We start from the raw sequence: 24059 nt of genomic DNA, 5'->3' as shown, positions 1-24059 counted from the left end.
TCTCCTCAATCGTACGCGACAGGAACGGCTATCCCTGCAGAATTTTCGGCAACCACAGGGCAATCGCCGGGAATAAGGTCAGCAGCAGAAGCAGAAGAAGATCGGCCGCGATGAAGGGCGCCACGCTGCGATAAATGGTCGAAAGCGAAATCTGCGGCGCCATGCCGTGCAGAATGAAGACAATGATACCGATCGGCGGAATGATCATGCCGAGCTCGATCACCACCACGTTGATTACGCCCCACCAGATGACGTCGTAGCCGAGCTTGTCGATGATCGGCACAACGAAGGGCAGGGTGATGAGCATGGCCGCGATTTCATCGAAGACGGAACCGAGGATGAGATAGGCGACCAGTAAGGCGAGGATGATGACGATGCCGGGCATCTGCCAGGTATTGATCAGCTCGATGAGCGCTTCGGGCACGCGCGCCAACGAGATGAAATAGGAGAAGATCGAGGCGCCGATGATGATCGTGTAAATCATCGCCGTGGCGCTGGCGCATTCGCGCATGCCGTGCCAGATCGAGTGGAAGCTCAGGCGATTGCGCAGAACCGCGAAGGCGAAGGAGAGGACGGCGGCAACGGAAGCCGCCTCGTTGACGGTGAAGATGCCGCTGTACAGTCCGCAGAAGATGACCAGCATCAGGCCGCCGACGGGTGCGGCCCGGCGGATCAGCGGCCAGCGTTCCGACCAGGGCATTTTGGCGGAGACCGGCGCGATCTTCGGTTGCAGGCGCACGAGCAAAGTGATCGTGGCGATGTTCAGGGCAATGGCGAGCAAGGCCGGAATGATCGCCGCGACGAAGAGATCGAAGATGAATGCCTTGGCCGCGATGCAATAGAGGATCATCACGATCGACGGCGGGATCAGCGATTTCAACGTGCCGCCGGCCGCGATCGTGGCGGCGGAAAAGCCTGGGGCATAGCCGCGCCGGATCATTTCCGGCAGGGCCGCCTTGGCGAAGGTCGCCGCTGTTGCAGTCGAGGAGCCGCAGATGGCGCCGAAGGTCGCGCAGCCGCCGATGGTGGCATAAGCGAGGCCACCGCGCCGATGGCCGACGAGGGCCGCTGCGGCGTTATAGACATCGGCGGAAAAGCCGGCGGCGGTGGCGAAGGTGCCCATTAAGAGAAAGAGCGGCACCGAGGCGAGGTCGAGGCTCGACAAGAGGCCGGAGGGTTCGCTCGACAGAAAGGTCAGCGCCGGGGCCCAGCCGGCTTGCAGCGCGAAACCGACGACGCCGACGACGATCATGGCGATGCCGATCGGGATTTGCAGCAGCATCAAGACCAGCAGGGCAGCCAGGCCTGCGGCTCCAATGGCAAGCGGGCTCATAAGATGGCCTCGCTCGAATCTGTTCTGCTGGCCTCACGCGGCTTGCCGATATGATAGATTTCGAGAATGAGCACGATGGCCTGGACGCAGACCGACAGCCACAAGATCGCCGCGACCACGTACCAGAACGGCGCCACCGGAATTTTCAGGACCCAGGTGGTCTCATGGGCCTGCGCCATCTTGCTGGAGAAGAGGGTGAACTGCCAGGCCAGCGCCACATAGACGACGCCGACGACCAGAGCCGCGAAAGCATCGAGAATGCGGCCGATGATAGGCGGTCCGAGAGAGCCCAGAAAATGCAGCGTGATATTGCTGCGCTCCATCAGCCCGACGGGCAGACAGGCGGCGACGCCGATGGCGACCGCCAGTCCGCCCATGTCGCGCACGCCGTCGATCGGCGCATTGGCCAGCCAGCGCAGCAGGCCGTCGGCCAGCGTCATAACCGCGAGGAACATGAGCGCGGTGAGGCCGGCGATCGAAATCACCCGCGTGATGCGCAGGCCAAATTGCTCGATGCGATCGAACAAAGCGATCTCCGCTATTGGCCGGCGCGATAGGCGGCGGTTTCCTTGCGGACGAGGTCGAGCAATTCCTTGTTGCGTGGCTGTTTGGCGACCCAGGCGTCGATCACGGTGTTGTAGATGGGTTGCGCCTGATCGAGTTCCGACTGCGGCGGAATGACGACCGTGCGCTTGGGATCGTCGGCCAGCCGCTTCATCAGCAGATCATTATAGGCGGTAATGCCGTCGTTGAAGCGCTGCGCCGTCCAGTCGCCACTATGTTTGCGAATGGCGTCCTGGGCCGATTTCGGCAGGCTGTCGAACTTGGCGCGATTGAGCAGGATCGCCAGCGGCACGACACCGAGGCGGATGAAATAATGCGCATTGGTGACGCGGGCGATGCCGAAATCGAAGAGCGGCGAGGGATGTGATGTCGTGCCATCGATGGTACGGCGGCTGATGGCCTCCGGAATTTCGACCGTCGTCATGCCGATCGGCACGGCGCCCAGCGCTTTGATGGTTTCGCTCTCGATGGCGCCGGCGGCGCGGATCTTCTTGCCCTTGAGATCGGCGAGCGTGCGGATCGGCTCGCGGGTATGGATCGAATAGGGCGCGGTGCCGAAGACGCCGATCGGGAAGAACTGTTCATAACCTTTGATCTGACCGGAGTTGATCAGCCGGTTCATGACGACAGTCGACTCCTTGAGATCGCGGAACAGGCCCGGCAGTTCGAAAACCTCGTTCTCCTGAAAGCGTCCTGGTGTGTAGGAGGCGACGACCCATGCGATGTCGGCGACACCGTCGAGCACCATTTGGGCTTGCTGTGCCGGATTGCGGCCCAAAGCGCCATTGGGGAAGAGCTCGATTTCGACGCCGGCGTTTTCCTTGTTCACCGCTTCGGCGAACGGTTTGAAGACGGTGAGATAGGTCTGCTCGGTGTCGGGGGAGAAGATGGCGAAGCGGAGTTTGACCGTTTGCGCTTGGGCTAGCGCGGTCATGGCGATCAAGCCGGCGCAGGCTGGAATAAGCGCGCTTAGAGCACGTCGCGTGATGTGCATGGCTCCCCCCTCTTTGACTATCTCGCTGGCACTTGGCTCCCCTCGAGCCATCGGTCAGCGCTATGCCGTCAAAGATAGAGAGGAATCATCGAATGTCAAATAATGATACTGACGAACAAAATTGGCTTGACGATAGCGCCATTAGGGAATGTATTATCAATATATGAGACAACGAAATAAATCGCTTGAGGGAGCGAAAGCTGTTTCCGCGCAACGGGATGAGCGCCCGACGCGGCGCGAGCGGCCATCGAGCAGCCTGTCGCGCACCTTTGCCTTGCTGGATTTGTTCACGCCGCAGCGCATGGTGTGGAGCGCCGAAGCAATGATCGACCATTGCGGTTATTCGCGGCCGACCGGCTATCGCTACATCAGAGAACTGGTCGAGACCGGGCTGCTCGTGCGCTTCGGCGACGGCTTTTATTCGCTCGGGCCCCGCGTCGTCGAACTCGATCTGTTGATCCGTCAGGCCGATCCGCTGTTGTCGGCGGGATTGCCGATCATTCGCGACATCGTTTCGCGCACTGGCGTCGATCTCAATCTGATCCGCCGCTATGACGAACGCATCGTCACGATCCATCAGGAGAGCGGCGGCGATCGTCTGTTGATTTCCTTCGGTCGTGGCCGCCAATTGCCGCTGCTGCGCGGCGCGGGTTCCAAGGTCATCGTCGCGCATCTGCCGCGCGGTCGCTTGAAGCGCATCTACGACAGCGATCCGGAACTGGCGGCGCAGGTCGGCTATGGCGAAAACTGGCTCGAATTCCGCAATACGATGAGTGCCATCCGACGCGCCGGATTCGCCATGTCCTACGGGGAACTCGACGACGGTCTTGCCGGCGTCGCGGCGCCGATCTTCGGCATCGACGGCGTGGTGATCGGCTCCATCGTCGCGGCTTTGACGCAGCAGCGGCTGGCGCTCATTCAGATCGACAAGCTGACCGATGCGATCAAAACGGGCGCGGCGCGCATCAGCGAAGAAGTCGCCATCATCAGCGATCCGGCCCGGCATATCGACGAAACGCAGGGCGCGGAGACATGAACGCGCCGGCGACATCCCCAGCAACCATGGTCGATGTCGCGCTTGTCGGCTATGGCCCCACGGGTGTCGCCCTGGCCAATATGCTCGGGCTCTACGGATTGTCCGTCGCCATATTCGAACGTGAGGCCGAGCCCGCCCATCTGCCGCGCGCCGTCCATTTCGATGGCGAGGTGATGCGCATCTTCCAATCGATGGGACTGGCGGACGCTTTGACGCCGCATGTCCATATCTCGAAAGGCATCAAATATTTCAACACCGCCGGGCAATTGCTGCTGGAGCGCAAGCCGGCGCATGAGATCGGCGTGCATGGCTGGGCCAATAACTTTCTCTTTCATCAGCCCGATCTCGAACATGTGCTGCGCCAAGGCGTCGCTCGCTTCCCGGCGATCCGCACCTCTCTTTGCCAGGATGTGGTGGAGGTGATCGATGCCGGGGATCACGTCGAACTGCGCACGCGCGACACGACCAGCGGCGTCGAAGCGACCCACCACGCCCGTTGGGTCGTCGGCTGCGATGGGGGCCGCTCGATGGTGCGGCAGGCCATCGGTCCGCATTTCGAAGACTTCGGCCTGCATCAGCTTTGGCTCGTCGTCGACGTGCTGTTGTCGCGCGAGATCGATCTGCCCGATGCCACCGTGCAGATTTGCGATCCGGCGCGGCCGATCACCTGTGTGCGCGGCACCGGGCGGCGGCGGCGCTGGGAGATCATGGTCATGCCCGGCGACGATCCGCAAACGATCGATCGACCAGACACTGTGTGGCAGCTGCTGTCGCCTTGGCTCACGCCGCAGGACGGCGAACTGGTGCGGCGCGCGCTCTATACGTTTCATTCGTTGATCGCCGAGAAATGGCGCAAGAACCGCCTGCTGATAGCCGGCGACAGCGCGCATCAGACGCCGCCCTTCCTGGGGCAGGGCCTGTGCGCCGGGATTCGCGATGCCGCCAATCTCGGTTGGAAACTGGCCAGCGTCGTGAACGGCGCATCCGAGGACTTGCTCGACACCTATCAAAGCGAGCGCCATGCGCATGTGCGCGCCTTCATCCAGGAAGCGGTGCGGCTCGGCTCCATCATCCAGACGACCGATCCGCAAGTGGCAGCCGCACGAGACCAGGCCATGTTGCGTGGCGGACCGGAGGAAATGGTCAATCTGTCGCCGCCGCTCGGGCCGGGCCTGCATCAGGGTGGGCGTGTTGCCGGCACCATTCTCGCGCAGCCGCGTCTCAGCACCGGCCAATTGCTCGATGATGCGATCGGCAAGGGTTTTGGATTGATCGGCGCAGCGCCGCTCGATCCGCCTCTGGCCAGATGTGTCGCCGATATCTCCGGTGATCTCGTGTCGATCGTCGACGAGGCTCTCGCGCCCTGGCTCAAGGAGGCGGACGCCCGTTGGATCGTCTTGCGCCCGGATCGTTATGTTTTTGGAACGGCCAATTGTCCTGACGAGCTGGAGGAGCTTCTCAGGTCTTTGTCTGTTGCCCTTGAAACGCGGAGGCAACAGCACGCTTTGGAGGCGTGAAACGCAGACCTTGGAACGCGTGAAACGCAGATCTTGGAGGGAGAAAAGCGATGAACCGTAAGCCACTCAACGATATCAGCGACAGCGATATCAAACAATTCGAGGACGATGGCGTCATCTGCCTGCGCGGCATGTTCGATCAGGATTGGATCGATCGGATGAACGCGGCGGTCAACAGGACCATGGACGCCCATCATCCCGACGCGCGGCAGCGCGAAGTCACCAAAGCCCTGGGCGGGGACAAGGGACGCTTCCATATCAATTCGTTCGTCTGGCGGTGGGATGATGATTTTCGCGCCTTCGCGCTGGAATCGCCCTGTCCGGAGATCGCAGCACGATTGATGAAGCTCGACAAAGTGTCGCTGTTCTATGATCAGGTGTTCGTGAAGGAGCCGGAGACGGCGGAGCGCACCGACTGGCATCACGATCTGCCGTTCTGGCCGCTGCGCGGCGGCAATATTCTCTCTGTCTGGGTGGCGCTGACATCGGTCAACAGCGACAACAGCGCGCTCGAATATATCGCCGGCTCGCACAAATGGGGCAAATTCTACAAGGCGGCGATTCCCGACAACGATCCGCATTTCAAAAGCGACTTCGAGGAATGCCCGGACTTCAGCAAGGAGCGGCGCAACAGCGACTATCGCTTCCTGAGCTGGGAGATGCAGGCCGGTGATTGCTTGGTGCATCATCCGCTGACGGTGCATGGCGCGGAGGGCAATTTCTCGCCGAGCCGGCGGCGGGCAGCCATTTCGGTGCGCTACATGGGCGGCGATGCGGTGTGGGATCCGCGGCCGGCGACCATGCGCATTCCGGGTGACCCGCAATATCCGGCGGGACAGTTTCCCAACATGCCGGATGTCTTTCCGCCGGCCTGGCAGGCCCGTTGACGCAGGAGCGTCATTGCGAGGCGCTAAGCGACGAAGCAATCCAGGACTCATTCTGTAGTCCCTGGCTTGCTTCGCTGCGCTCGCAATGACGGTTGGGGAGTTTTCGATATGCATGTGCAGACCGAACCAGCCGCGAGCGTCTTCGATGACCCGCGCGAAAGCTACGGCATTTTCACGGCGGCCGCCGTACAAGATCCCTATCCGGTCTATCGGCGCCTGCGCGAGGCGGAGCCTGTGCATTGGTCGGAGCGAGCGCAGGCCTGGTACTTCACCCGCTACGAAGATGTCTTCGCGTTGCAAACGCGGGGCGATCTCAGCGTCGATCGACTCGAAACGCTTTATTCTTATCTGCCGCGCGCCGATGCCGAGCGCTTCAGCGCCATCGTCGAACATTATAATCGCTGGCTGCTCTATCGCGACGATGTCTACCATGATCGTCTGAAGGCGCTTTTCATGAAGGCGATGACGCCGCGCGCCGTGGAGCAATTGCGGCCGAAGATCGAGGCGCGCGTCGATGCGCTGCTGGACAGTCTGGGCGCGCAGGGTGGCTTTGATGCCTATCTCGATTTTGCCGCGCGCATCCCCGTGCAAGTGATGCTCGATCTCCTTGGCCTGCCACAGTCGGACGAGGCGATGGTTCGCCATTGGAGCGATCGCTGTTCCAACTTCCTGTTCCAGCCGGTCAATCCGGATTCCGAGGCCCTGGCCGAGGAGCAGCGGCAGATTCTCGATGCGCAGCAGGAATATCTGATGCCGATCATCGCGCAGCGCCGGCAAAAGCCGCGCGCGGATATGATCAGCGCCATGGTTCAGGCGAATGTCGACGGTGAGAGCCTGTCCGATCTCGAAGTTCTCGCCACCTGCAACATGATGTTGACAGCCGGCGGCGGCACATCGCGCAGCGCGATCTCCATGGCGCTGTGGCGCTTGCAGCAATTTCCCGATCAGCTCGCCAAGCTGAAGGCCGATCCCTCGCTGATCAATCTGGCGGCGGAGGAGTTCCTGCGCTATGAGGCGCCGACCCAGCGGGGCATCCGCACCGCGCGTGTCGCTTTCGAGGTCGGCGGTCATCGGATCGAGCCGGGGCAGATCCTGCACCTGATGCTGGGTGCTGCCAACCGCGATCCCTCCCAATTCGAGGCGCCGGACGAATTGCGCATTGCGCGCAATCCCAATCGTCATGTCACGCTCGGCCATGGCGTACACTACTGTCTGGGCGCCAGTCTCGCCCGCATGGAGCTGCGCATCGCCGTCAGCAAGTTCCTGGCGCGCTTTCCGGACTACCGCCTGGTTTCCGACGAAGTGACTTTCATGAACCGAACGGCCAGCCGTCGGCTCGAAGCCCTGCCGATTTTGGTGCATTGAGCGATGTCCAAGCGCGTTCGTATCGAACAGTTCGATCGGGATATCATCGTCGAGGATGGCGAGACCATCCTGCAATCGGCTCTCGATGCAGGGCTCGACTACCCTTTCATGTGCCAGCAGGGCCAATGCGGCGCTTGCAAGGCGCAACTGATCAGCGGCTCCGTCGATCTCGGTTCCTACTACAATCCGCTGGTGCTGACGCAAGAAGATCGGGCGCAGGGACAGATCCTCGCCTGTCAGGCGGAGCCCCAAAGCGATTGCGTCATTTCCATCGGCGTCATGGATGGCGAGGTGAGTCATGTCCAGCGCGATCTCACCTATGAAGTCGTTTCGCTATCCTCCACCGCCGATATCGTGACATTGCGGTTGCAAAGCACTTCTTCGGAACCGTTTCACTTCAGCGCCGGCCAGAGCGCGCGGCTTTCCTGCTCCGGCTCTGTCGTGGAAGCGGGTATGGCCAATCGGCCCGATGATAAGATTCTGGAATTTCATATCGCGATGATCGCTGGCGATGCCTCTCGTGCACGCATAAGTGGACTAAGCACGGGCGCTGTCGTGCGTGTCGAGGGACCGTTTGGAAATGGCTATCTGCGTGATGAACATCTTGGGCCGATTCTGCTGATTGGCTTTGGAGCGGAATGCGGCCGGCTCCTCGCCATCGCCGAGACCGCTCTCAGGAGCGGCATGACGCAACAGATGTCCTTGTTTTTCGATGCACCGGCGCATGACGTTGTAGGTCATCGCCTGTCGGATCTGCAAAGCTCATATCGTAATTTTGATGCCTATCAGATCGATCATGCGAAGGCAGGCTTCGCCGATGCGCAGAGGATGATCAAGGAAATATTCGGCGATCTGGATGGATTTAACGTCTATCTGGGTGGCTCGCCAGAATTTTGCGCCGCGATGCAAGCGATGCTCACCGATGAGGGTCTGTCGCCAGAGGATTGCTATTTCAATTCTACTGAGCCGTCATTGCGAGCGTAGGTCGGCTAACCTGCGCGCGCTGTCTCATATTTCTTCAGCCAATAGGGCACGCACATATATCGGGCTTTGGCGAAGGGATGCAGCGCCAGGCGCAGGCTGGCGATGGCGCCGAATTCGCCGGCGATCCAGATGAAGAAATCGTCCTGCTCGGCCGGGTCGTAATCGCCGATGACGGCTTTCGCCGCTAGCGCGAGGGACGGTTTGCCCTGGCGATGGAGCCAGGTGAGCGACATGCCGGCGGGCATGTCGAGGTCGATCCGCTCGTCCGCGTCAGCGATCTCGACGAAGACATGGCCGGTGCTGTGGCGCGGCAATTCCTCGACGATACGTGCAATGGCTGGCAGCGCCGTTTCGTCGCCGACGAGGAGGTAGCGGCTGGCCGGCTTCACGCTGAGGCCGCATGGGCCCGACACGCCGCAGATATCGCCAGGCTGCGCGCGGCGGGCGAAATCCGAGCCTGGGCCCGGTGCGTCATGCAGGACAAAGTCGATGTCGAGCCAACCGGCCGCCGCATCGATCCGGCGGATGGTGTAGTAGCGCACGGCGAAGCCGCTGCCCGGGCCGGTGTCACGCGGCTGTCCGTCCGCATGGAAGACGAGAGAGCGAATATCTGTTTGTCGGCTTTCGGGAATGTAGAGCCGGACATGGATGTCGTCTGTACTGGCGAAATGGTCGAGGTCTTCGCCGGTCAGACGCAGCCGCTTCATGCGCGGCGTGAGCTGCCATGTTTCGACGACCTGCAAGGTGCGGAAGCCCTCGGTTCTGCTGGTGGTCATCGGTGCCGTCCGATCAAGGCGAGGAGAAAAGGTCCGCCAAGCAGCGTGGCGAGCAGGCCGGCCGGCGCCTGGTAGGGAAAGATGATCATGCGCCCCAGCCAATCGGCTGATGTCATGAGGAGCGCGCCGATCAGTCCGGCGAACACCAAGTGCTGGAGTGGACGATGCAGGCCCATCATCCGCGCCATATGCGGCGCGAGCAATCCGACGAAGCTCAGGGGGCCGACGATGAGCGTTGCCGCTGCGGTCAGGAATGCCGCGTGCAACATCAGGAGGAGCCGGCTTGCCGGAACCGCAAGCCCGATCGAGCGGGCGCTCTCGGCACCCAGCGGCAGGATGGCCAGCGGGCGAACGAGGAAAGGCGCTCCCGCCAACAGAACGGCGGCGATGCCGCACAGCATGATCGCCTGGTTGCCATCGACGCGATAGGTCGAACCTGCGAGCCAGGTCAGCAGCATCGCCATGCGGGGGTCGCCGGTGGCCATGGCGACGGCGATGACGGCACCGAAGACGGCGCTTGTCGCGATGCCAGCGAGCAGGAAGCGATCGGGGCTGAATTGCGAGCGCCGGCCGAGCAAAAGAATGGCGGCCAGCACGGCGAAGGCGCCGGCGGCGCCGGCGCTGACCTGCATCAGGCGGCTCGCGGCCTGCACCGAGAAGGCGAGGATGATCACGCCCATCGCCGCGCCTGAACTGATGCCGAGCACTTCCGGCGCCGCCATGGGATTACCGGTCATGCGTTGCATCAAGACACCGGCCACCGCGAGCATGGCGCCGGCGAGCAGCGCCACCGCCATGCGGGGAAAGACGGTGTAATGCATCAGCATCTGGCGCGGCAAATCTATGTTTGGATCGAAAATCGTGCTGATCCAGAGAAACGGTGGCAGCTGCGCCGATAGGCGCGCCACGCCAGCAGAAACGCGCCGATGAAAAACGCCGCGACGAGAAGAGACGGATGGAACCGGATAGAGGCCGGTCGCATCGATAGAGTGCTCTCAACCACGGCCATCACTGTCTTTCGGCAAACGCTCGGCGAGCATGCGGGCGAAGCGTTCCGCGGCGGGCACGCCGCCCGAGAAATGTACGTCCGGCAAGACCGTTAGCCGTGAGGCCCGGATGGCCGGCAAGCTGCCAAGGAAAGGGTGGGTGCGTAACAGACACACGAAATCGGCGCCGCGCGAATTGATGAGAACCAGCCGCGCTTCCGGCACATCGGCCAATTCCTCGATCCCGATGACGGCGTGGCCGTAGACGCTGCTGGGGCCGGTCCAGGCATTGCGCAGCCCGAACCGATCGAGCACATCCTGATAAAGGCCTGTGCTGCCGAAGACGAGCGCCCGGTTCCTGAACATCTCATGGATCAGATAGAGCGGGCCGCCGTGATAGCCCGATGCCTGCACCGCATAAGTGGCCAGGTTGCTTTCGCAGCGCGCGAGATAAGTCTCGCAGGGGGCCTGAAAGCCCAAGCGTGCGGCGAGCCGGCGCATCGCGTCTTGAGAGACCGTGAGCGGGCGACGGCCGGGCGCCCATATGGTGAAGATATCGACAGGCGCGATCTGCTCGAGCCGCGCCCGCGCGCTTGCGCGGGTCGGCGATACTGGAACTGGCCTTGAGGCCTGCGACGCGCAGGAAGGCTTCCTGCGAGAGATCGGCGGCATCGGCGCCATTGCCGAGCCGGCGCCGCAGAAACTGCCGCACCTCGCGTTCATGCCGCTCGAACAACACCTTAAGGTCGATACTCATCCGTCATCCGCCGACTGGCTTTGCAGAGATATGCCGCGCAGGCCGACGACGAATACACCACCGTTGTCACTTTATCTATGTAAATTCAATAGTTTAGAATGGATCAACGGAACGTCCAACGAAGAGAGGACAGGTGATGCCTGTCCTCTCAAATCCCGTGCGGATCCGCTTCCGGTGCCCCGCACCCTTTCGGAAGCCAGGCCTATCTTTTTTTCGGCGGGGCGATCGGGTGGGCCATATGGGGCTGCGTCATCGCCTTGATCTGCAGCAGTTGCTGCAATTCCTCGGCCGTCAGCAGCCCTTCCTCGATGACGACCTCGGCGACCGTGCGGCCCTCGTTGAGCGCGCGCTTGGCGACACGCGAGGAGGCCTCGTAGCCCAGCACCGGGCTCAAGGCCGTGACCAGGCCGATGCTCTGCTCGACCAAGGCAAGGCAACGTTCGCGATCGGCGGTGATGCCGCTGACGCAGCGCTTGGTCAGCGTCGTGATGGCGACGGTGAGCTGGCGCAGCGACGACAGCAGGCAATAGCCGATCGTGGGTTCGAAGGCGTTGAGCTGCAACTGGCCGCCTTCGGCGCACATGGTCACGGTGAGATCGTGGCCGATAACGAGATAGGCGACCTGGTTGACGACTTCGGGAATGACCGGATTGACCTTGCCGGGCATGATCGAGGAGCCGGCCTGGACGGCGGGCAGGCGGATTTCGGCAAAGCCGGCGCGCGGGCCGCTGGAGAGCAGGCGCAGGTCGTTGCAGATCTTCGACAGTTTCACCGCGACGCGCTTGAGCACGCCGGAATAGAGAACGAAGGCGCCCATGTCGGACGTGGCTTCGATCAGATTGGCGGCGGGCACGAGCGGCAGTTTCGTCAGGCGCGAGAGTTCCTCGACGGCGAGCGCACTGTAGCGCGGATCGGAGTTGATGCCGGTGCCGATGGCCGTGGCGCCGAGATTGACTTCGTGGAAGAGGGCAACCGTTTCGCGCAGGCGCGCAACGTCTTCCTTGATGGTGGCGAAGAAAGCTTCGAACTCCTGGCCCAAGGTCATCGGCACGGCATCTTGCAATTGCGTGCGGCCGATCTTGACGACATCGGCGAATTCCACCGCCTTCGATTTGCAGGCAAAGGCCAGTTCGTTCAGCGCTTGGATCAGCGGATCGGTGGCGAAGACGACGGCCAGACGCAGTGCGGTCGGATAAGCATCATTGGTCGATTGCGACATGTTGACGTCGTCGTTGGGATGCAAGGCTTTATAATCGCCCTTGCTTTTGCCCATCTTTTCGAGCGCGATATTGGCGACCACTTCGTTGGTGTTCATATTGGTCGACGTGCCGGCCCCGCCCTGCACGCAGTCGACGACGAATTGATCGTGGAAGAGATTGTTGTCGGCGACATCGATGCAGGCGCTCTCGATGGCTGCCGCTTTTTCGGCCGAAAGATAACCGAGGCGAAGATTGGCGCGTGCCGCTGCCTGCTTGACCAATACGAGCGAGCGCACGAATTCCGGGAAATGGCCGACAGGCACGCCGGTGATCGCGAAATTTTCGACGGCGCGGGCGGTGTGAACGCCCCAATAGGCATCGCGCGGAATTTCAAGATTGCCCAGCATGTCATGTTCGATGCGGACGGGCGGATCGCTTGTTTCCGCTCCTTGGCGCAAAGCGGATGTCGCTGCGCTCGTGTCTGCATCGGATGCACGGTCGTCCATCATGTCCTCCTGATTTTTCACCGTCGAAACGCTTTCGTGATTTGGCATCGACGATGAAATTCATTGTGGTGATAGGGGCGTTCTCTCAGCTTTGCCCCTGGCCTTCGCTTTAGGCTCCAGCGATGACGATTCTAAGGCCAAGCATCCGCAACGCGATTGTTCAAGACTTATGCCCATGGCAGCGGACTGCAAGTCATCTTAACATTCGCGGTTAAGACTGTAAGCAATGCTCGCCGATCAGCGGGCCGCTTTATCAGTGAGCCTTGCGATAAGCGCTGGCAGGTCCGGCACAAACCAGATGGTCTTGCCCTGGTTGGTTTCACGAATGAAATCGCGCAAGGGCAGGCTTGAAGCCGAAGCCTTGCTGATGTCTCCCAGGATGGCGACACGGAGCTGGTAGTTGGTCAGCTTCTGCAGGATGTGACCGGCGATGCCGCTGGAGAGGCGTAGGAAATCCGGGCCAAGCCGTGGCAGGGGAATGGCGACGAGCCCAGCTTCGCTGCCGTAGAGATCGCCGATCAGATCGGAAAGATGGCGGTCGACACTGAGGTCGGGGCCTTGTTCATCGCAGAGGAAGACGCGTTGGCCGGCGATGTCGTCGAGGTGGCCGTTCATGGCATGTCCAGGAGGCCGCGCGAGGGGCGCACGGCACGCGGCCTGCTATGCGCCAGGATCGGCAACAGGGCAAGTCATTGTTCGTCGCTGCGCTCCTCGCAATGACCGTACAGCGCTCGGCGATTCTGTCGAACGCTGAAAGACTTCAATTGACCAGGACGGCATTGCCGCAGCTCACGCCCGTCACCCAGGCGTCGGCGACGCCGATGTTGATGCCGAGCGCGACCAGGATGCTGCTGATGACTGTATCGAGAGAGCTGGTCGCGGCGATGAGCGTGTTCCTCACGAGGCTTTCCGTACCGAGCAGACCGCCGAGGCCGAGGAGATCGAGGTTCAACAGACCGCCAAGCGCCGAGGTCTGCAGATTGAGACTGTTGATCAGGCTGGTCAGCAGAGGCGTTATGAAGCTCGTTGTCGAGGTCGATTTGACCGTGCCGGCCGTGATGTCGGCATAGCTGAACGTCAATGGTGTCTCGGTCATATTGCCGATGCTTGCATGAGCGCTGCCGGTGACCTTCACGACACCGATGGCGTTGACCAAAGTGGCCGACCCGAAGGTGGGGGGCGCCGTGAAGTTTCTCATGGCGGCCATCGACACATCGCCGATCCAGGCATCGATGACACCGGGCTTGACGCCAAGCGTGACGCTGGACGTGCCCAGATTGGAGGGCGAGCAACTGAGAGCGGTCAGGCGGGCATAGGCGTTGGCCACCTCGATGTAGAGCGGAACGTTGATCAAGGAGGCCTTGCCGGAACCGATGAGGCTGATCGTCAGCAGCAGGCGCGTCTGCGCCGTATAGGCGGTCGAGCCAACCCCGCCGACGGTGACGGCGCTCGTGCCGACCGGGCGTTCGCCGATGGTGAGCGCGAGGTTGACGGAGGCAAGGCCAGGCAAGCCAAGAGCCAGCGAAATACTCGCCTGATTGGTGCCGCCGGAAATCTGCGCGACGGTGGACACCAGATTGAGCGCCGAGATGGCTGCGGTGAGGGGCGCGCCTTGTCCCGGCACTCTGCCGCCGTAAACGCCAAGCGACAGCAGCGAGGACAGGCTCATCCTGTCGGTTGAGCCTTGTTTGGCATTGGCGATTTGGGAGAGATTGGCGATGACGGAGGTGCTGTTGGAGGGATTGGCACGCGCGGCCTCCACCACAGCCTGCAACACGTCGGCCGTATAAACGCTGCCGGACAGGATGCTGGAATAGGTCGCGGCGGTCAGGTTGAGACGTGTGGCCAGCTTGTCAGCGAAGGTGAAGAGATTGACCTGAGCATTCGCCAGCGCCTGGTAGTCCATCAGCGTCAGCGAAATGCTGGTGCCGAGCAGGCCGTTGAGGACGCCGTTGATGACGCCGCCGTTGAGGCTCAGCAACCGCGAACCGACGGAAAAGGCGGCCTGGGCGTTGGTGGCCGCCACGGCGGAGGTTTGAACGTTGACACCCGCGCTGTTGGACAGCGAGCCCTGGTTGAAAAGGGACAGCACGCGGCCGAAATAGATCGGCTGCACGGACTTCACGGAGACGCGCGCGGCATTGGTGGTGGAAGATGTGCCGGGTACGAAGCGCGAGGCCGGTGCAATGGCCGGGTTTGGCGTATAGGTGCCGGTCTCGATGACGATATTGGCGGTCGACGGTGTGTTGTTGCGGGTCAGCGTCGCACGGGCGGCGGCGCTGGCCTTGGCCAGGTCGCTGGCCGCGGCGAGCGCGGCAAGATCATTGGCTGTCTGCTGTCGGCGCTTTTCGAAGAACATCGAGCCGAGATCGACGCCCAGCGCCATGAAGCCCATCAGGGCGGCCATGGCGATGCCGGCGAAGATCAGCGTGGCGCCGCGACGATCGCGGACGAAGGCGGAGAGTTTTTGCTTCCAGCGCAGCATCAGTAGTTTCCTTGCTGAATGATGGCCGTACGGGAGATTTGCGAGTTCGGCAGAGGGAGGAGATTGCCGAGGAGATAGGGCAAGGTCCCCGTCATATCGTAGGAGACCGCAACCTGGAACATAGCTATAGGCGCCGCCGAGGCCGTCGTGGTGACGGTCATTTTTGAGCTCTTCAGCAGCACATAGTCGCCCGCATTAGCTGTGACATAGCTGCGGGCCAGGGTATCGCGCTCGGTGTTGGTGGTGCCGGCCACCGAGGCGCGGGCGGCCTCGGAAGCGATCTGCTGAAGCTCGTGGTGAACGCCGAAAATATAGCCAAAGCAGGCTATTCCCAGCAGTAGAAACAACAGCAGCGGAGCCACCAAAGCGAATTCGATGGCGCTCACCGCGCGGATGTCGTTCCGGAAAGAAACTGGCTTGGCCATTGCTGTAACCCCGCCCAACGCCTGTCGCATTATTTCCCGGCATATATCGATATGCCTTGGTATACCGCTGTATTTAATATCGGATTTGTTGATGAAATCTTACTGTTCGCTTATGCGACTTCGGCTCGTTGCGCAGCGAAGGCATTGGGGAGGCCTTATTTGCCAGCGTTCGAGCGTGTTTTCTGGTGTCAACGACCATTTTGGACTGACGTTCTGTATGGCGATTTTTCAGTCCGTTTTCATAGCAATGGATTTGTCCAATGAAGTTGGTGAAGAAGCAGGAAGGCGACGCGGATCTAGCTGAAAATCGAGAGCAGCGGGCCATTGCCGGTCTCAAACGACTGATTAGCGATGGCTCGTTACAACCCGGTAGCCGCATTCCAGAAAATGCCATCGCGCAAACCTTAGGGCTCTCGCGCACGCCGATGCGATCGGCGCTCAAGAGTCTCGAAGCCGAGAATTGGGTGGTACGTAATACGGGGGGCGGTTACTTCGTGCGCGAGTTCACGCTGCGCGATGTGATCGACATGATCAGACTGCGCGGCGCGATGGAGCGATTGGTTCTTCTGTTGGCGGCCGAACGCGGTGCGCGTGCATCAGATCTCGCTGAACTCGAACGGCTCGCACAGGCGATCGACGACACGTGTCATCCCGATATCGACAGTGCCGACAAGCTCGAACTGTTGAAGGAGCTTGATGGCGACTTTCGCAAGCTCGTCCTGCAATTGGCCGACAGTTCTTTGGTGACGAACATTCTGATGCGCACCATGTCGCTGCCGTTCATCGGTTTGTCTGGGCTTGATTACGAGAGCCTGTCAAAAGACATGCGGCAGAACCTCAAGGCCTCCAATGGTTACTATCGCGAGATGATCGCTGCGATCCGGGACAGCAAGGGCATGGTGGGTGCCCAGGCCGTCACCGAACAGATGCATGTCTTCATCGCGACGATGCGCGCGGTGATCGACAGTCAGGGCACCCGACCCCGCTGACTCTGCGCACCAATGCCGAATTGCCAACTTGACAGGGCGGGGCCGCGGTTTTAACCGGCGCTTACCTGCCGGTCTTTATCCATGTTCGATTTCGCCAATTTTCTGCCCTATCTCCTCAACCGCGCCGGCGCGCGGTTGGCGATCGCTTGGGGGCGTGACGCCAAACCCTTGGGCGCGACGCTGCAGGAGTGGCGCGTGCTGGCGGCGCTGTCGACACAGCGGCCGCAGCGCATGTCGGAATTGGCCATCTCGACAACCATCGACCGCACGACCTTGTCGCGTCTGGTGACGCGCATGGAAGAGAGCGCCATGGTGGTGCGTGGCCGCTCTGAAGACGATGGCCGTGAAGTGCAGATCGATCTGACCCCGCACGGCGAGCAGTTGACCCAGCGCATGCTGCCTTTGGCCACCCGCTATGAAACCGTGGCGCTCGACGGTTTTTCGCCGGCGGAAGTGGCCACGTTCAAAGACATGCTGAAGCGCGTCTTCACCAATCTCGACCGGATTTAAGATCGCTCTTGCTGCGTCGCAGCACAGTTTTCGCACCCTGAGGCGTTGATTCCGACTTGCATCCTGTCCCGCTTTGCGGCAAGATGCGTGCAAATGCACATATCGTGCTCGCTGGTGGAAACGGAGAGAGGGCGCCCGACACCTTTGAACGACGGCCAACGGCCCGTGTCGACGACATGACTCATTGACGGACCGGGGACGTCGGCCTGCACCGGCAAGCAAAGCGCTTTCCAGGCCGCCGCGGAACAAAGTCACGAATATCCTGAGCGAATATCTTGAGAAGGAGGGTTTCATGGAATTCGGTTATTTCACTCTGAGCGACAACAACTACGACGATATCAAGCGGACGCCGGAAGAGTTCATTCTGGAAATCCGCGAACAGGCGCTGCACGCCGAAAAGCTCGGCATGCATTCGGCCTGGATCGGCGAGCATCATTTCGACTCGCTCGGCGTCAATTCCTGCCCGCATATGGTGCTGGCCTCGATCGTCGCGCAGACCAAGCGCATCCGCATGGCGCCGGCCGTCGCGGTGCTGCCGATGCACCATCCGCTGCGCGTCGCCGAAGAATGGGCGACCCTCGATCTGTTGTCGGGCGGCCGCGTCGATTTCGCCGTCGGCCGTGGCTACGACCGCAAGGAATACGAGCCCTTCGGCGCCGATTACATGACCTCGCTCGAGCGCATGGAAGAAGGCATCGACATCATCAAGAAGGCCTGGGAGACCAACGGCAAGTGGTCGCATAAGGGCCAGTTCTACACGATCGACGACATGGCGATCACGCCGCGCCCGCTGCAGAAGCATGTGCCGTTCTTCATGGCCTGTTTCTCGAAGGCGAGCATGGAAATCGCCGGCCGCAAGGGCATGGACATCATCTTCGCGCCGTTCGCCGCCGCGCTGACCTTCGGCGATCTGGGCAATGCCGTGCGCTCCTATCGCGAGGAATGCGAGAAACACAACAACAAGCCGGGCAAGGCGATGTGCAGCTATTTCATCCACATCGGCGAAGGCAAGGATGAGGAATATGGCCGCGCCCGCCAGATGGCTTATTTCCGCCGCGCGGTGACGCCGGCGATCACGCAGGATCCGTCGAAGTCGCCGCCGTCGATGATGTATATGAACAAGATCGTCGACCTGCTGAAGGGCGTCAGCGCTGGCGATCTCGGCGAGAAGTCGATTCTGCTCGGTTCGGCGCAGAAGATCACCGACTCGCTGAAGCGCGTCGAGGAATCCGGCATGGAAGAAGTCATTCTGTATTTCAATTGCGGTGGCAAGCCGCATTCCATGGTGGTCGAGCAGATGGATCAGTTCATGAGCGATATCGCGCCGCATTTCGCCGGCTCGCACACCAAGGTGCGGGCGGAAGTTGCCGCGTAAAACGCGCGCTTAACGCCAGATTGAAGCCCCGGTTCCGATCCTCGGAGCCGGGGTTTTCGTTTGATCCGGGATGACACGAAGGCTGCGGCGTATTCAGGTGGCTTGATGACACCAAGGCTTCGGTCTCGCCTCGCAATCACGTTAGACTGGGCGATACCTTACAAAACCGCACCTCGGGAGATCGGAAACATGGCGCTCAAGCGGATGGACAATGTGGGAATCGTCGTCGAAGACCTCGGGGCGACGATCGATTTCTTTCGTGCACTCGGGCTTGAGCTTGAAGGGCGGGCAACGATCGAGGGCGAATGGGCGGGACGTGTCACCGGCCTGGGCAATCAGCATGTCGAGATTGCCATGATGCGTACCCCGGACGGCCACAGCCGGCTCGAGTTGTCCCGCTTTCTCGCGCCACCTGTCGTCGCGGATCACCGGAACGCCCCGGTCAATGCGCTCGGCTATCTCCGCGTCATGTTCACCGTGGATGACATCGACGAGACGCTTGAACGGCTCCGCGCGCGTGGCGCCCAGCTCGTCGGCGAAGTCGTCGACTATCAAGACGTCTATCGGCTCTGCTACATCCGTGGGCCAGAAGGACTGCTCATCGGGCTCGCTCAGGAACTGAGCTGAGAAGCGGCCGTCAAAGACCAAAATTCCGCCGTGCTGCTCTCGTATCTTCCACACGCTTTCATTGCGGCGGGCGTCGCAGAGCGTCGTGGGGGAGGGGGTATCGCGGGATTTTGAGGAACAACCCCATGCAAGGGGCATTTCCAGGCCTTCAGCCGCGATAGCCGTAGAGCCAGTCCATGCGCGCCATGGCCGCATCGACGGTGAGGCGCCGCATGACGAGGTCGCGCGCCAAGGAGAGCGGTTTCGCCATGTGATAGATCGAGCCCTGCCGGCGCGAGGCCAACAGGACATCGGCGGCGCGGCGAATGCGGCGGGCCTGATAGGCGCGGACGAGCGCGCCGATATTGCTGCCATGCTGGCTGGCCATGCGGCCGATTTCGGCGGCGTCCTCGATGGCGAGCGCCGCGCCTTGCGCCAGAAAAGGCAGAACAGGATGGGCGGCATCGCCTAAGAGCACCACCCGATCCAGCGCCCAGCGGTCGACGGTGTTGCGGTCGAACAGCGGCCAGCGCCGCCACTCCTTGACGGCGCCGATCAGGGCCTGCGCGTCGGCATGCCAGTGGGCGAAGCGGTCCTGCACGAACTGCGCATCGCCCTCGGTCTGCCAGAACTGGCGGTCGTCATCTCCGCGCCATTTGTCCTCGACGATGGCGACAATATTGACCACGTCGCCGCCACGCAGCGGATAGTGGACGAGATGGGCGCGCGGACCGAGCCAGAGATTGGAGGCGAGCATCAGCGCGAAGGCCGGCGCATCCTGGGCCGGCAGCAAGGCCCGCCAAGCCGAGCGGCCGGAATAGACCGGCTGGTCGCCAAGGCCGAGACCCAGGCGTTCGCGCACAGTGGAGCGCAGGCCGTCGGCGCCGATCAGAAGGTGCCCATCGTAGCGCACTTGTTCGCCGCCTTGAGTGGCGCCGACCTGGATGCCGCCGGTCAAGGTGGTGAAGCCGAGAATTTCCGTATTGGTCTCGACGGTGATGTCAGGCGAGCGCGCCGCCTCCTCGAGCAGCAGCCGCTGCAGATCGGCGCGATGGACGACGAGATGCGGTGCCCCCCAGCGTGTTTCGGCAAGCGCGCCGAACGGCATGCGCATCAGTTCGGTGCCGTCGGAGGCACGGCGGACATGCAGCACCTCCGGGCTCAGCGCAACCCGCCACAGCCGCTCGAGCAGCCCCAGATCGCGCAGGATGCAGGTGGCATTGGCGGAGAGTTGCAGGCCGGCACCGACGTCGTCGATCAGCGCGGCACGCTCCAGCATGCTGACGCGAAAGCCGGCGCGCGCCAGCGCCAGCGCGGCGGTCAATCCGCCGATGCCGGCGCCAGCGATGATGGCGTGGGTTTTCTCGGTCAAGGGAACGTCCGTTCCCGCCTGATTACGCGGCGCGGGCTTTCACTTCGCATTCGGCCGGGTCGGCATGGCCGTGGAGAGAAGGGTCGTAGAGATAACGCGTCGAGCAATAGGGGCAGATCGCTTCCTGATCGCCGCCCATGTCGATGAAGATATGGGGATGGTCGAACGGCGGCAGGGCGCCAATGCACATGAATTCCTTGGCGCCGACGCGCACCGCCGGAACGCCCGGCTGGTTGTGGAAATGGGGTGTGGCGTGGTCGGCCATGGAAAATTCCTCGATCCTCGGATATTGCGTTGCACCTTAGAGAAGGACGGCTCTCTTGGGTAGAGGGCTAACCGGCGGCCTGGTGCCGCAACGTGGGCGAAATGACCCCACCGGAGACCGTTTTGATGCAGTTTTTTTCGTCCGATGGCGTCCGTATCGCCTATATCGATGTCCCTGCCGTCGGCAACGACCGGAATCAGCCCATTGTCCTGGTGCATGGCTTTGCCTCGAACCATGGGGTGAACTGGGTTTTCCCGCAGTGGGTCAAGACGCTGACCCAGGACGGGCGCCGGGTCATCGCATTCGACAACCGCGGCCATGGCGAAAGCGAGAAGCTTTACGATCCGGCCGCCTACAGCCGCTCGATCATGGCCGGCGACGTGGTCCATCTGATGGATCATCTCGGTCTCCAGCAAGCCGACGTCATGGGCTATTCGATGGGCGCGCGCATCACCGCGCATCTGGCGCATGAACATCCTGAGCGCGTGCGCCGGGCGGTTTTCGGTGGCCTCGGCATCAATCTGGTGAAGGGCGGCGCGCTGCCGCAAGGCATCGCCGATGCGCTGGAAGCGCCCACGGGCGATGGCCTGACCGATCCGATGCAGAAGATGTTCCGGCGCTTCGCCGAAGCGACGAAGAGCGATCTGCTTGCCTTGGCGGCCTGCATGCGCGGCACGCGCCAGAGCATGAGCGAGCAGGATATGGCGGAGATTTCGTGTCCTGTGCTCGTCGCCGTCGGCACCAAGGACGACGTGTCGGGCGACGGGCCGTTGCTGGCGCGGCTGCTGCCGCACGGCCAGTCGCTCGACATTCCCGGGCGCGATCACAACCTGGCGGTTGGTGATCGCACCTATAAGCAGGGCGTGCTCGAGTTTCTGGCTTAGAAAAGCGCTTTGCTCGCCAGCGCCGCACCGTCGCTGAGCGCCTGTAATTTGGCCCAGGCGATCTGCGGATGCGAGCGGCCGCCAAAGCCGCAATCGGCGCCGGCGACCACATTGTGCTTGCCGACGGCGCCGGCATAGCGGCCGATACGCTGGGCGACGAGTTGCGGATGTTCGATCACGTCGGTCGCATGGGTGATGACGCCGGGCATGAGGATTTTGTTCTTCGGCAATTTAACCGTTTCCCACACCTGCCATTCGTGATCGTGACGCGCATTGGCGCCTTCGATCAGATAGGCCTGCGCTTTCACATTGAGCATGATGTCGACGATCTCCTTCAATTCGAGATCGTAGGCATGCGGGCCGTGCCAACTGCCCCAGCACAGGTGATAGCGCACGCGCTCTTCCGGAATGCCTTTCAAAGCATGATTGAGCGCTTCGACGCGGCGCATGCAGCGGCTGCGGAACGCGTCGATCCCCATGCCGATGCCGATGCGATCCCACAAGGCGGGCAGCCAGGCGTCGTCGACTTGAAGAATGAGACCTGAATCCGCGACGGCGCGATATTCGACCGCCAGCGCATCGGCCAGCGCATAGAGATAGGCTTCCTCGCTGCCGTAATGTTCGTTGCGGCGATAGACTTCGAGGCTCGCCGGCGCCGTCGAGGTGAGGAAGGCTTCGGTGCCGGCAGCAGCCTCCTTCATCAGCGCGATTTCGCGCTGCAGTTCAGCCTGGCCGGTATAGGCGATCGGGCCGTTGCAGACCCAGATCGGCCGCGTCTGCTTGATCTGTCCGCCGGGCGTATAGAACAGGGTGCCGCGTTCGCTCGCATATTGATAGAAAGCGGCGAAGTCCTCGCGGTCCTTGCCTTGGGCGAGCAGCGGCTTTTCGCCCGCCGGCGCAGGACGGGCCTCGAAGCCGGAGAAGCGGCTTTCGACGAAGGACAGCCAATCGCCTCCCTTGGTGTATTCGCCCTCGTTGACGACATCGATGCCGATCTGGCGCTGTTTCTTCACCACCGCATCGACGGCGCCGGCGAGTTTTTGCGCATAATCGGGCGCCTTTTCGTCCAGGTCGACGAGCGCCGGCAGGCTGCCGACATGGGTGGTCCTGATTTTCATGGGGCTGCCCAGCATGATCCCTCCGCCTTGCTCCCTGCACCTGTCATGGAAACGCAACACTTTCCGTGCGTTAACGAAAGCTTGACGAGCCGGATCGACGCTCCGCCTTGTCTGCTCATGACCTCGTCAACATATTCGTGGTATAAACGGGCAGACGCAAGACAGGCGGGGCCAAGGCTCTGGCCTGATCGGCGTGCGGGTGGAGAATAGGATGACGATGCATTCCTCAGCCAAGATCATTGGCTTTGCCGATACGGATCCAGTGCTCGCGCGGCTGCGCGCCGAGGCCGAGGAAATGGTGCGCAAGTCACCGGAACTCTCCAATCTGGTGCTGGCCAATGTCCTCAATCACAACACGCTGGCGAGCGCGGTGATTCAGCGCGTCAGCGAGCGGCTCGAGAGCCAGAAAGTGCCGCGCGACATTCTGCGCCAGACCTATACGGAGATCGTCGCGCAAGACCCCTCGATCGCCGAAGCTTTCCAAGCCGACATCATGGCGGTGTTCGATCGCGATCCGGCTTGCACGCGCTTGATCGAGCCGTTGCTGTTCTTCAAGGGCTTTCACGCCATCCAAGCTTATCGGCTCGGCCATGCGTTGTGGAAGGCCGACCGCAAGGACTTCGCTCTGTTCCTGCAAAGCCGCGCCTCGGAAGTGTTTCAGACCGACATTCATCCAGCCGCCAAGATCGGCAAGGGCATATTCCTGGATCACGCCACCGGCCTTGTTGTCGGCATGACGGCCGTCATTGATGATGATGTGTCGATGTTGCAGGACGTGACGCTGGGCGGCACCGGCAAGGAAAGTGGCGATCGCCACCCGAAGATTCGTCACGGCGTGCTGATCGGCGCCGGCGCCAAGATCCTGGGCAATATCGAGATTGGCCATTGCTCGCGCATCGCCGCGGGCTCGGTCGTGCTGCATCCGGTGCCGCCGAAAAAGACGGTGGCCGGGGTGCCGGCCCGGGAGGTTGGAGAAGCGGGCTGCGCCGAACCGGCACGGACCATGGACCAGATTTTGGCTGATAAGGCCGAAGGTTAGTCCTTTCACTGTCACTTATTCCCCGTCCTGTCTTGCCCCTCATGGCCTTTTCTGGCAATGCGGGCGCCGGAAGATGACAGCTGGAGA

General features: G+C 61.8%; 25 protein-coding genes. 11 read left to right on the top strand and 14 right to left on the bottom strand.

Features of this window, described 5'->3' with window-relative positions:
- Nucleotides 1–28 precede the first annotated feature (28 nt).
- The 3 genes from OIM99_RS23410 to OIM99_RS23400 are packed head-to-tail and all read right to left on the bottom strand — an operon-like array spanning nucleotide 29 to nucleotide 2891.
- On the bottom strand, nucleotides 29–1333 hold the full coding sequence (locus OIM99_RS23410) for a TRAP transporter large permease (protein WP_311852894.1): 1305 nt from the start codon (nucleotides 1331–1333) through the stop codon (nucleotides 29–31).
- Complete coding sequence (locus OIM99_RS23405) at nucleotides 1330–1860, bottom strand: TRAP transporter small permease subunit (RefSeq protein ID WP_311852893.1); 531 nt, start codon at nucleotides 1858–1860, stop codon at nucleotides 1330–1332. Before OIM99_RS23405 ends, OIM99_RS23410 begins: the two co-directional genes overlap by 4 nt.
- An 11-nt stretch (nucleotides 1861–1871) precedes the next feature.
- On the bottom strand, nucleotides 1872–2891 hold the full coding sequence (locus tag OIM99_RS23400; protein ID WP_311852892.1) for a TRAP transporter substrate-binding protein: 1020 nt from the start codon (nucleotides 2889–2891) through the stop codon (nucleotides 1872–1874).
- A 163-nt stretch (nucleotides 2892–3054) separates the two neighbouring features.
- Between OIM99_RS23400 and OIM99_RS23395 the strand changes: the two genes are divergently transcribed.
- The 5 genes from OIM99_RS23395 to OIM99_RS23375 all read left to right on the top strand — a co-directional run bounded on the left by OIM99_RS23395 (nucleotide 3055) and on the right by OIM99_RS23375 (nucleotide 8680).
- Nucleotides 3055–3927, top strand: coding sequence for an IclR family transcriptional regulator (locus OIM99_RS23395; protein WP_311852891.1), 873 nt, complete (start codon nucleotides 3055–3057; stop codon nucleotides 3925–3927).
- Nucleotides 3924–5444, top strand: coding sequence for a bifunctional 3-(3-hydroxy-phenyl)propionate/3-hydroxycinnamic acid hydroxylase (locus OIM99_RS23390; RefSeq protein WP_311852890.1), 1521 nt, complete (start codon nucleotides 3924–3926; stop codon nucleotides 5442–5444). The genes OIM99_RS23395 and OIM99_RS23390 overlap by 4 nt, the downstream gene beginning before the upstream one ends.
- 50 nt (nucleotides 5445–5494) lie before the next feature.
- Nucleotides 5495–6331, top strand: coding sequence for a phytanoyl-CoA dioxygenase family protein (locus OIM99_RS23385; protein WP_311852889.1), 837 nt, complete (start codon nucleotides 5495–5497; stop codon nucleotides 6329–6331).
- A 108-nt stretch (nucleotides 6332–6439) separates the two neighbouring features.
- Nucleotides 6440–7696 (top strand): cytochrome P450, encoded by a 1257-nt coding sequence (locus OIM99_RS23380; RefSeq protein WP_311852888.1) that lies wholly within the window; start codon nucleotides 6440–6442, stop codon nucleotides 7694–7696.
- 3 nt (nucleotides 7697–7699) lie between these two features.
- Nucleotides 7700–8680: a 2Fe-2S iron-sulfur cluster-binding protein gene (locus OIM99_RS23375; RefSeq protein ID WP_311852887.1), complete on the top strand. Its 981-nt coding sequence runs from the start codon at nucleotides 7700–7702 to the stop codon at nucleotides 8678–8680.
- A 5-nt stretch (nucleotides 8681–8685) separates the two neighbouring features.
- On the opposite strand, the gene OIM99_RS23370 is transcribed toward OIM99_RS23375, so the two are convergent.
- The 8 genes from OIM99_RS23370 to OIM99_RS23340 all read right to left on the bottom strand — a co-directional run bounded on the left by OIM99_RS23370 (nucleotide 8686) and on the right by OIM99_RS23340 (nucleotide 15814).
- Nucleotides 8686–9456 (bottom strand): siderophore-interacting protein, encoded by a 771-nt coding sequence (locus OIM99_RS23370; RefSeq protein ID WP_311852886.1) that lies wholly within the window; start codon nucleotides 9454–9456, stop codon nucleotides 8686–8688.
- The gene (locus OIM99_RS23365; protein ID WP_311852885.1) at nucleotides 9453–10364 is read right to left on the bottom strand and encodes an iron chelate uptake ABC transporter family permease subunit; all 912 of its coding nucleotides are present in this window, start codon (nucleotides 10362–10364) and stop codon (nucleotides 9453–9455) included. Before OIM99_RS23365 ends, OIM99_RS23370 begins: the two co-directional genes overlap by 4 nt.
- 87 nt (nucleotides 10365–10451) lie before the next feature.
- Entirely contained in the window at nucleotides 10452–10856 is a 405-nt protein-coding gene (locus tag OIM99_RS27895; protein ID WP_409371554.1) for a hypothetical protein, read from the bottom strand.
- Nucleotides 10810–11199, bottom strand: coding sequence for a sigma factor (locus tag OIM99_RS27890; protein WP_409371553.1), 390 nt, complete (start codon nucleotides 11197–11199; stop codon nucleotides 10810–10812). The genes OIM99_RS27895 and OIM99_RS27890 overlap by 47 nt, the downstream gene beginning before the upstream one ends.
- 202 nt (nucleotides 11200–11401) lie before the next feature.
- Nucleotides 11402–12904, bottom strand: coding sequence for an aspartate ammonia-lyase (locus OIM99_RS23355; RefSeq protein WP_409371552.1), 1503 nt, complete (start codon nucleotides 12902–12904; stop codon nucleotides 11402–11404).
- Between the two features lie 237 nt (nucleotides 12905–13141).
- Nucleotides 13142–13519, bottom strand: a complete 378-nt coding sequence (locus OIM99_RS23350; protein ID WP_311852882.1) for a DUF4180 domain-containing protein — start codon at nucleotides 13517–13519, stop codon at nucleotides 13142–13144.
- Nucleotides 13520–13664: 145 nt separating this feature from the next.
- The gene (locus OIM99_RS23345; protein WP_311852881.1) at nucleotides 13665–15389 is read right to left on the bottom strand and encodes a TadG family pilus assembly protein; all 1725 of its coding nucleotides are present in this window, start codon (nucleotides 15387–15389) and stop codon (nucleotides 13665–13667) included.
- On the bottom strand, nucleotides 15389–15814 hold the full coding sequence (locus OIM99_RS23340; protein ID WP_311852880.1) for a TadE/TadG family type IV pilus assembly protein: 426 nt from the start codon (nucleotides 15812–15814) through the stop codon (nucleotides 15389–15391). The genes OIM99_RS23345 and OIM99_RS23340 overlap by 1 nt, the downstream gene beginning before the upstream one ends.
- A 260-nt stretch (nucleotides 15815–16074) precedes the next feature.
- Here OIM99_RS23340 and OIM99_RS23335 point away from each other — a divergent pair, with 260 nt between their 5' ends.
- From OIM99_RS23335 to OIM99_RS23320, 4 genes are all read left to right on the top strand, one after another.
- Nucleotides 16075–16803, top strand: a complete 729-nt coding sequence (locus OIM99_RS23335) for a GntR family transcriptional regulator (protein ID WP_311852879.1) — start codon at nucleotides 16075–16077, stop codon at nucleotides 16801–16803.
- An 81-nt stretch (nucleotides 16804–16884) separates the two neighbouring features.
- Nucleotides 16885–17313 carry a MarR family transcriptional regulator gene (locus OIM99_RS23330; protein ID WP_311852878.1) on the top strand — a complete coding sequence of 143 codons (429 nt, stop codon included), beginning with the start codon at nucleotides 16885–16887 and terminating at the stop codon, nucleotides 17311–17313.
- Between the two features lie 292 nt (nucleotides 17314–17605).
- Nucleotides 17606–18688, top strand: a complete 1083-nt coding sequence (locus OIM99_RS23325; protein ID WP_311852877.1) for an LLM class flavin-dependent oxidoreductase — start codon at nucleotides 17606–17608, stop codon at nucleotides 18686–18688.
- A gap of 189 nt (nucleotides 18689–18877) precedes the next feature.
- Nucleotides 18878–19315 carry a VOC family protein gene (locus OIM99_RS23320; RefSeq protein ID WP_311852876.1) on the top strand — a complete coding sequence of 146 codons (438 nt, stop codon included), beginning with the start codon at nucleotides 18878–18880 and terminating at the stop codon, nucleotides 19313–19315.
- 148 nt (nucleotides 19316–19463) lie between these two features.
- Here OIM99_RS23320 and OIM99_RS23315 read toward each other — a convergent pair whose 3' ends face one another.
- Together OIM99_RS23315 and OIM99_RS23310 are read right to left on the bottom strand one after the other, a co-directional pair.
- A complete protein-coding gene (locus OIM99_RS23315; RefSeq protein ID WP_311852875.1) occupies nucleotides 19464–20666 on the bottom strand; it encodes an FAD-dependent monooxygenase in 1203 nt (400 codons plus the stop codon).
- Nucleotides 20667–20688: 22 nt separating this feature from the next.
- Nucleotides 20689–20931 carry a zinc-finger domain-containing protein gene (locus tag OIM99_RS23310; RefSeq protein WP_311852874.1) on the bottom strand — a complete coding sequence of 81 codons (243 nt, stop codon included), beginning with the start codon at nucleotides 20929–20931 and terminating at the stop codon, nucleotides 20689–20691.
- A 125-nt stretch (nucleotides 20932–21056) separates the two neighbouring features.
- Here OIM99_RS23310 and OIM99_RS23305 point away from each other — a divergent pair, with 125 nt between their 5' ends.
- Nucleotides 21057–21815, top strand: a complete 759-nt coding sequence (locus OIM99_RS23305; RefSeq protein ID WP_311852873.1) for an alpha/beta hydrolase — start codon at nucleotides 21057–21059, stop codon at nucleotides 21813–21815.
- Here the strand turns inward: OIM99_RS23305 and OIM99_RS23300 are convergent.
- Entirely contained in the window at nucleotides 21812–22948 is a 1137-nt protein-coding gene (locus OIM99_RS23300) for a cobalamin-independent methionine synthase II family protein (protein ID WP_311852872.1), read from the bottom strand. The two genes, OIM99_RS23305 and OIM99_RS23300, sit on opposite strands and share 4 nt — an antisense overlap.
- A gap of 196 nt (nucleotides 22949–23144) precedes the next feature.
- Between OIM99_RS23300 and cysE the strand changes: the two genes are divergently transcribed.
- Nucleotides 23145–23972 carry a serine O-acetyltransferase gene (gene cysE / locus OIM99_RS23295; protein ID WP_311852871.1) on the top strand — a complete coding sequence of 276 codons (828 nt, stop codon included), beginning with the start codon at nucleotides 23145–23147 and terminating at the stop codon, nucleotides 23970–23972.
- Nucleotides 23973–24059: the final 87 nt, after the last annotated feature.

It is taken from the genome of Methylocella sp. CPCC 101449 (genome assembly GCF_031921685.1).
In the GTDB taxonomy this organism is placed as follows: Bacteria; Pseudomonadota; Alphaproteobacteria; order Rhizobiales; family Beijerinckiaceae; genus Terripilifer.
The sequence above is the reverse complement of the archived record's forward strand: the minus strand, read 5'-3'. Positions and strand labels throughout refer to the sequence as shown.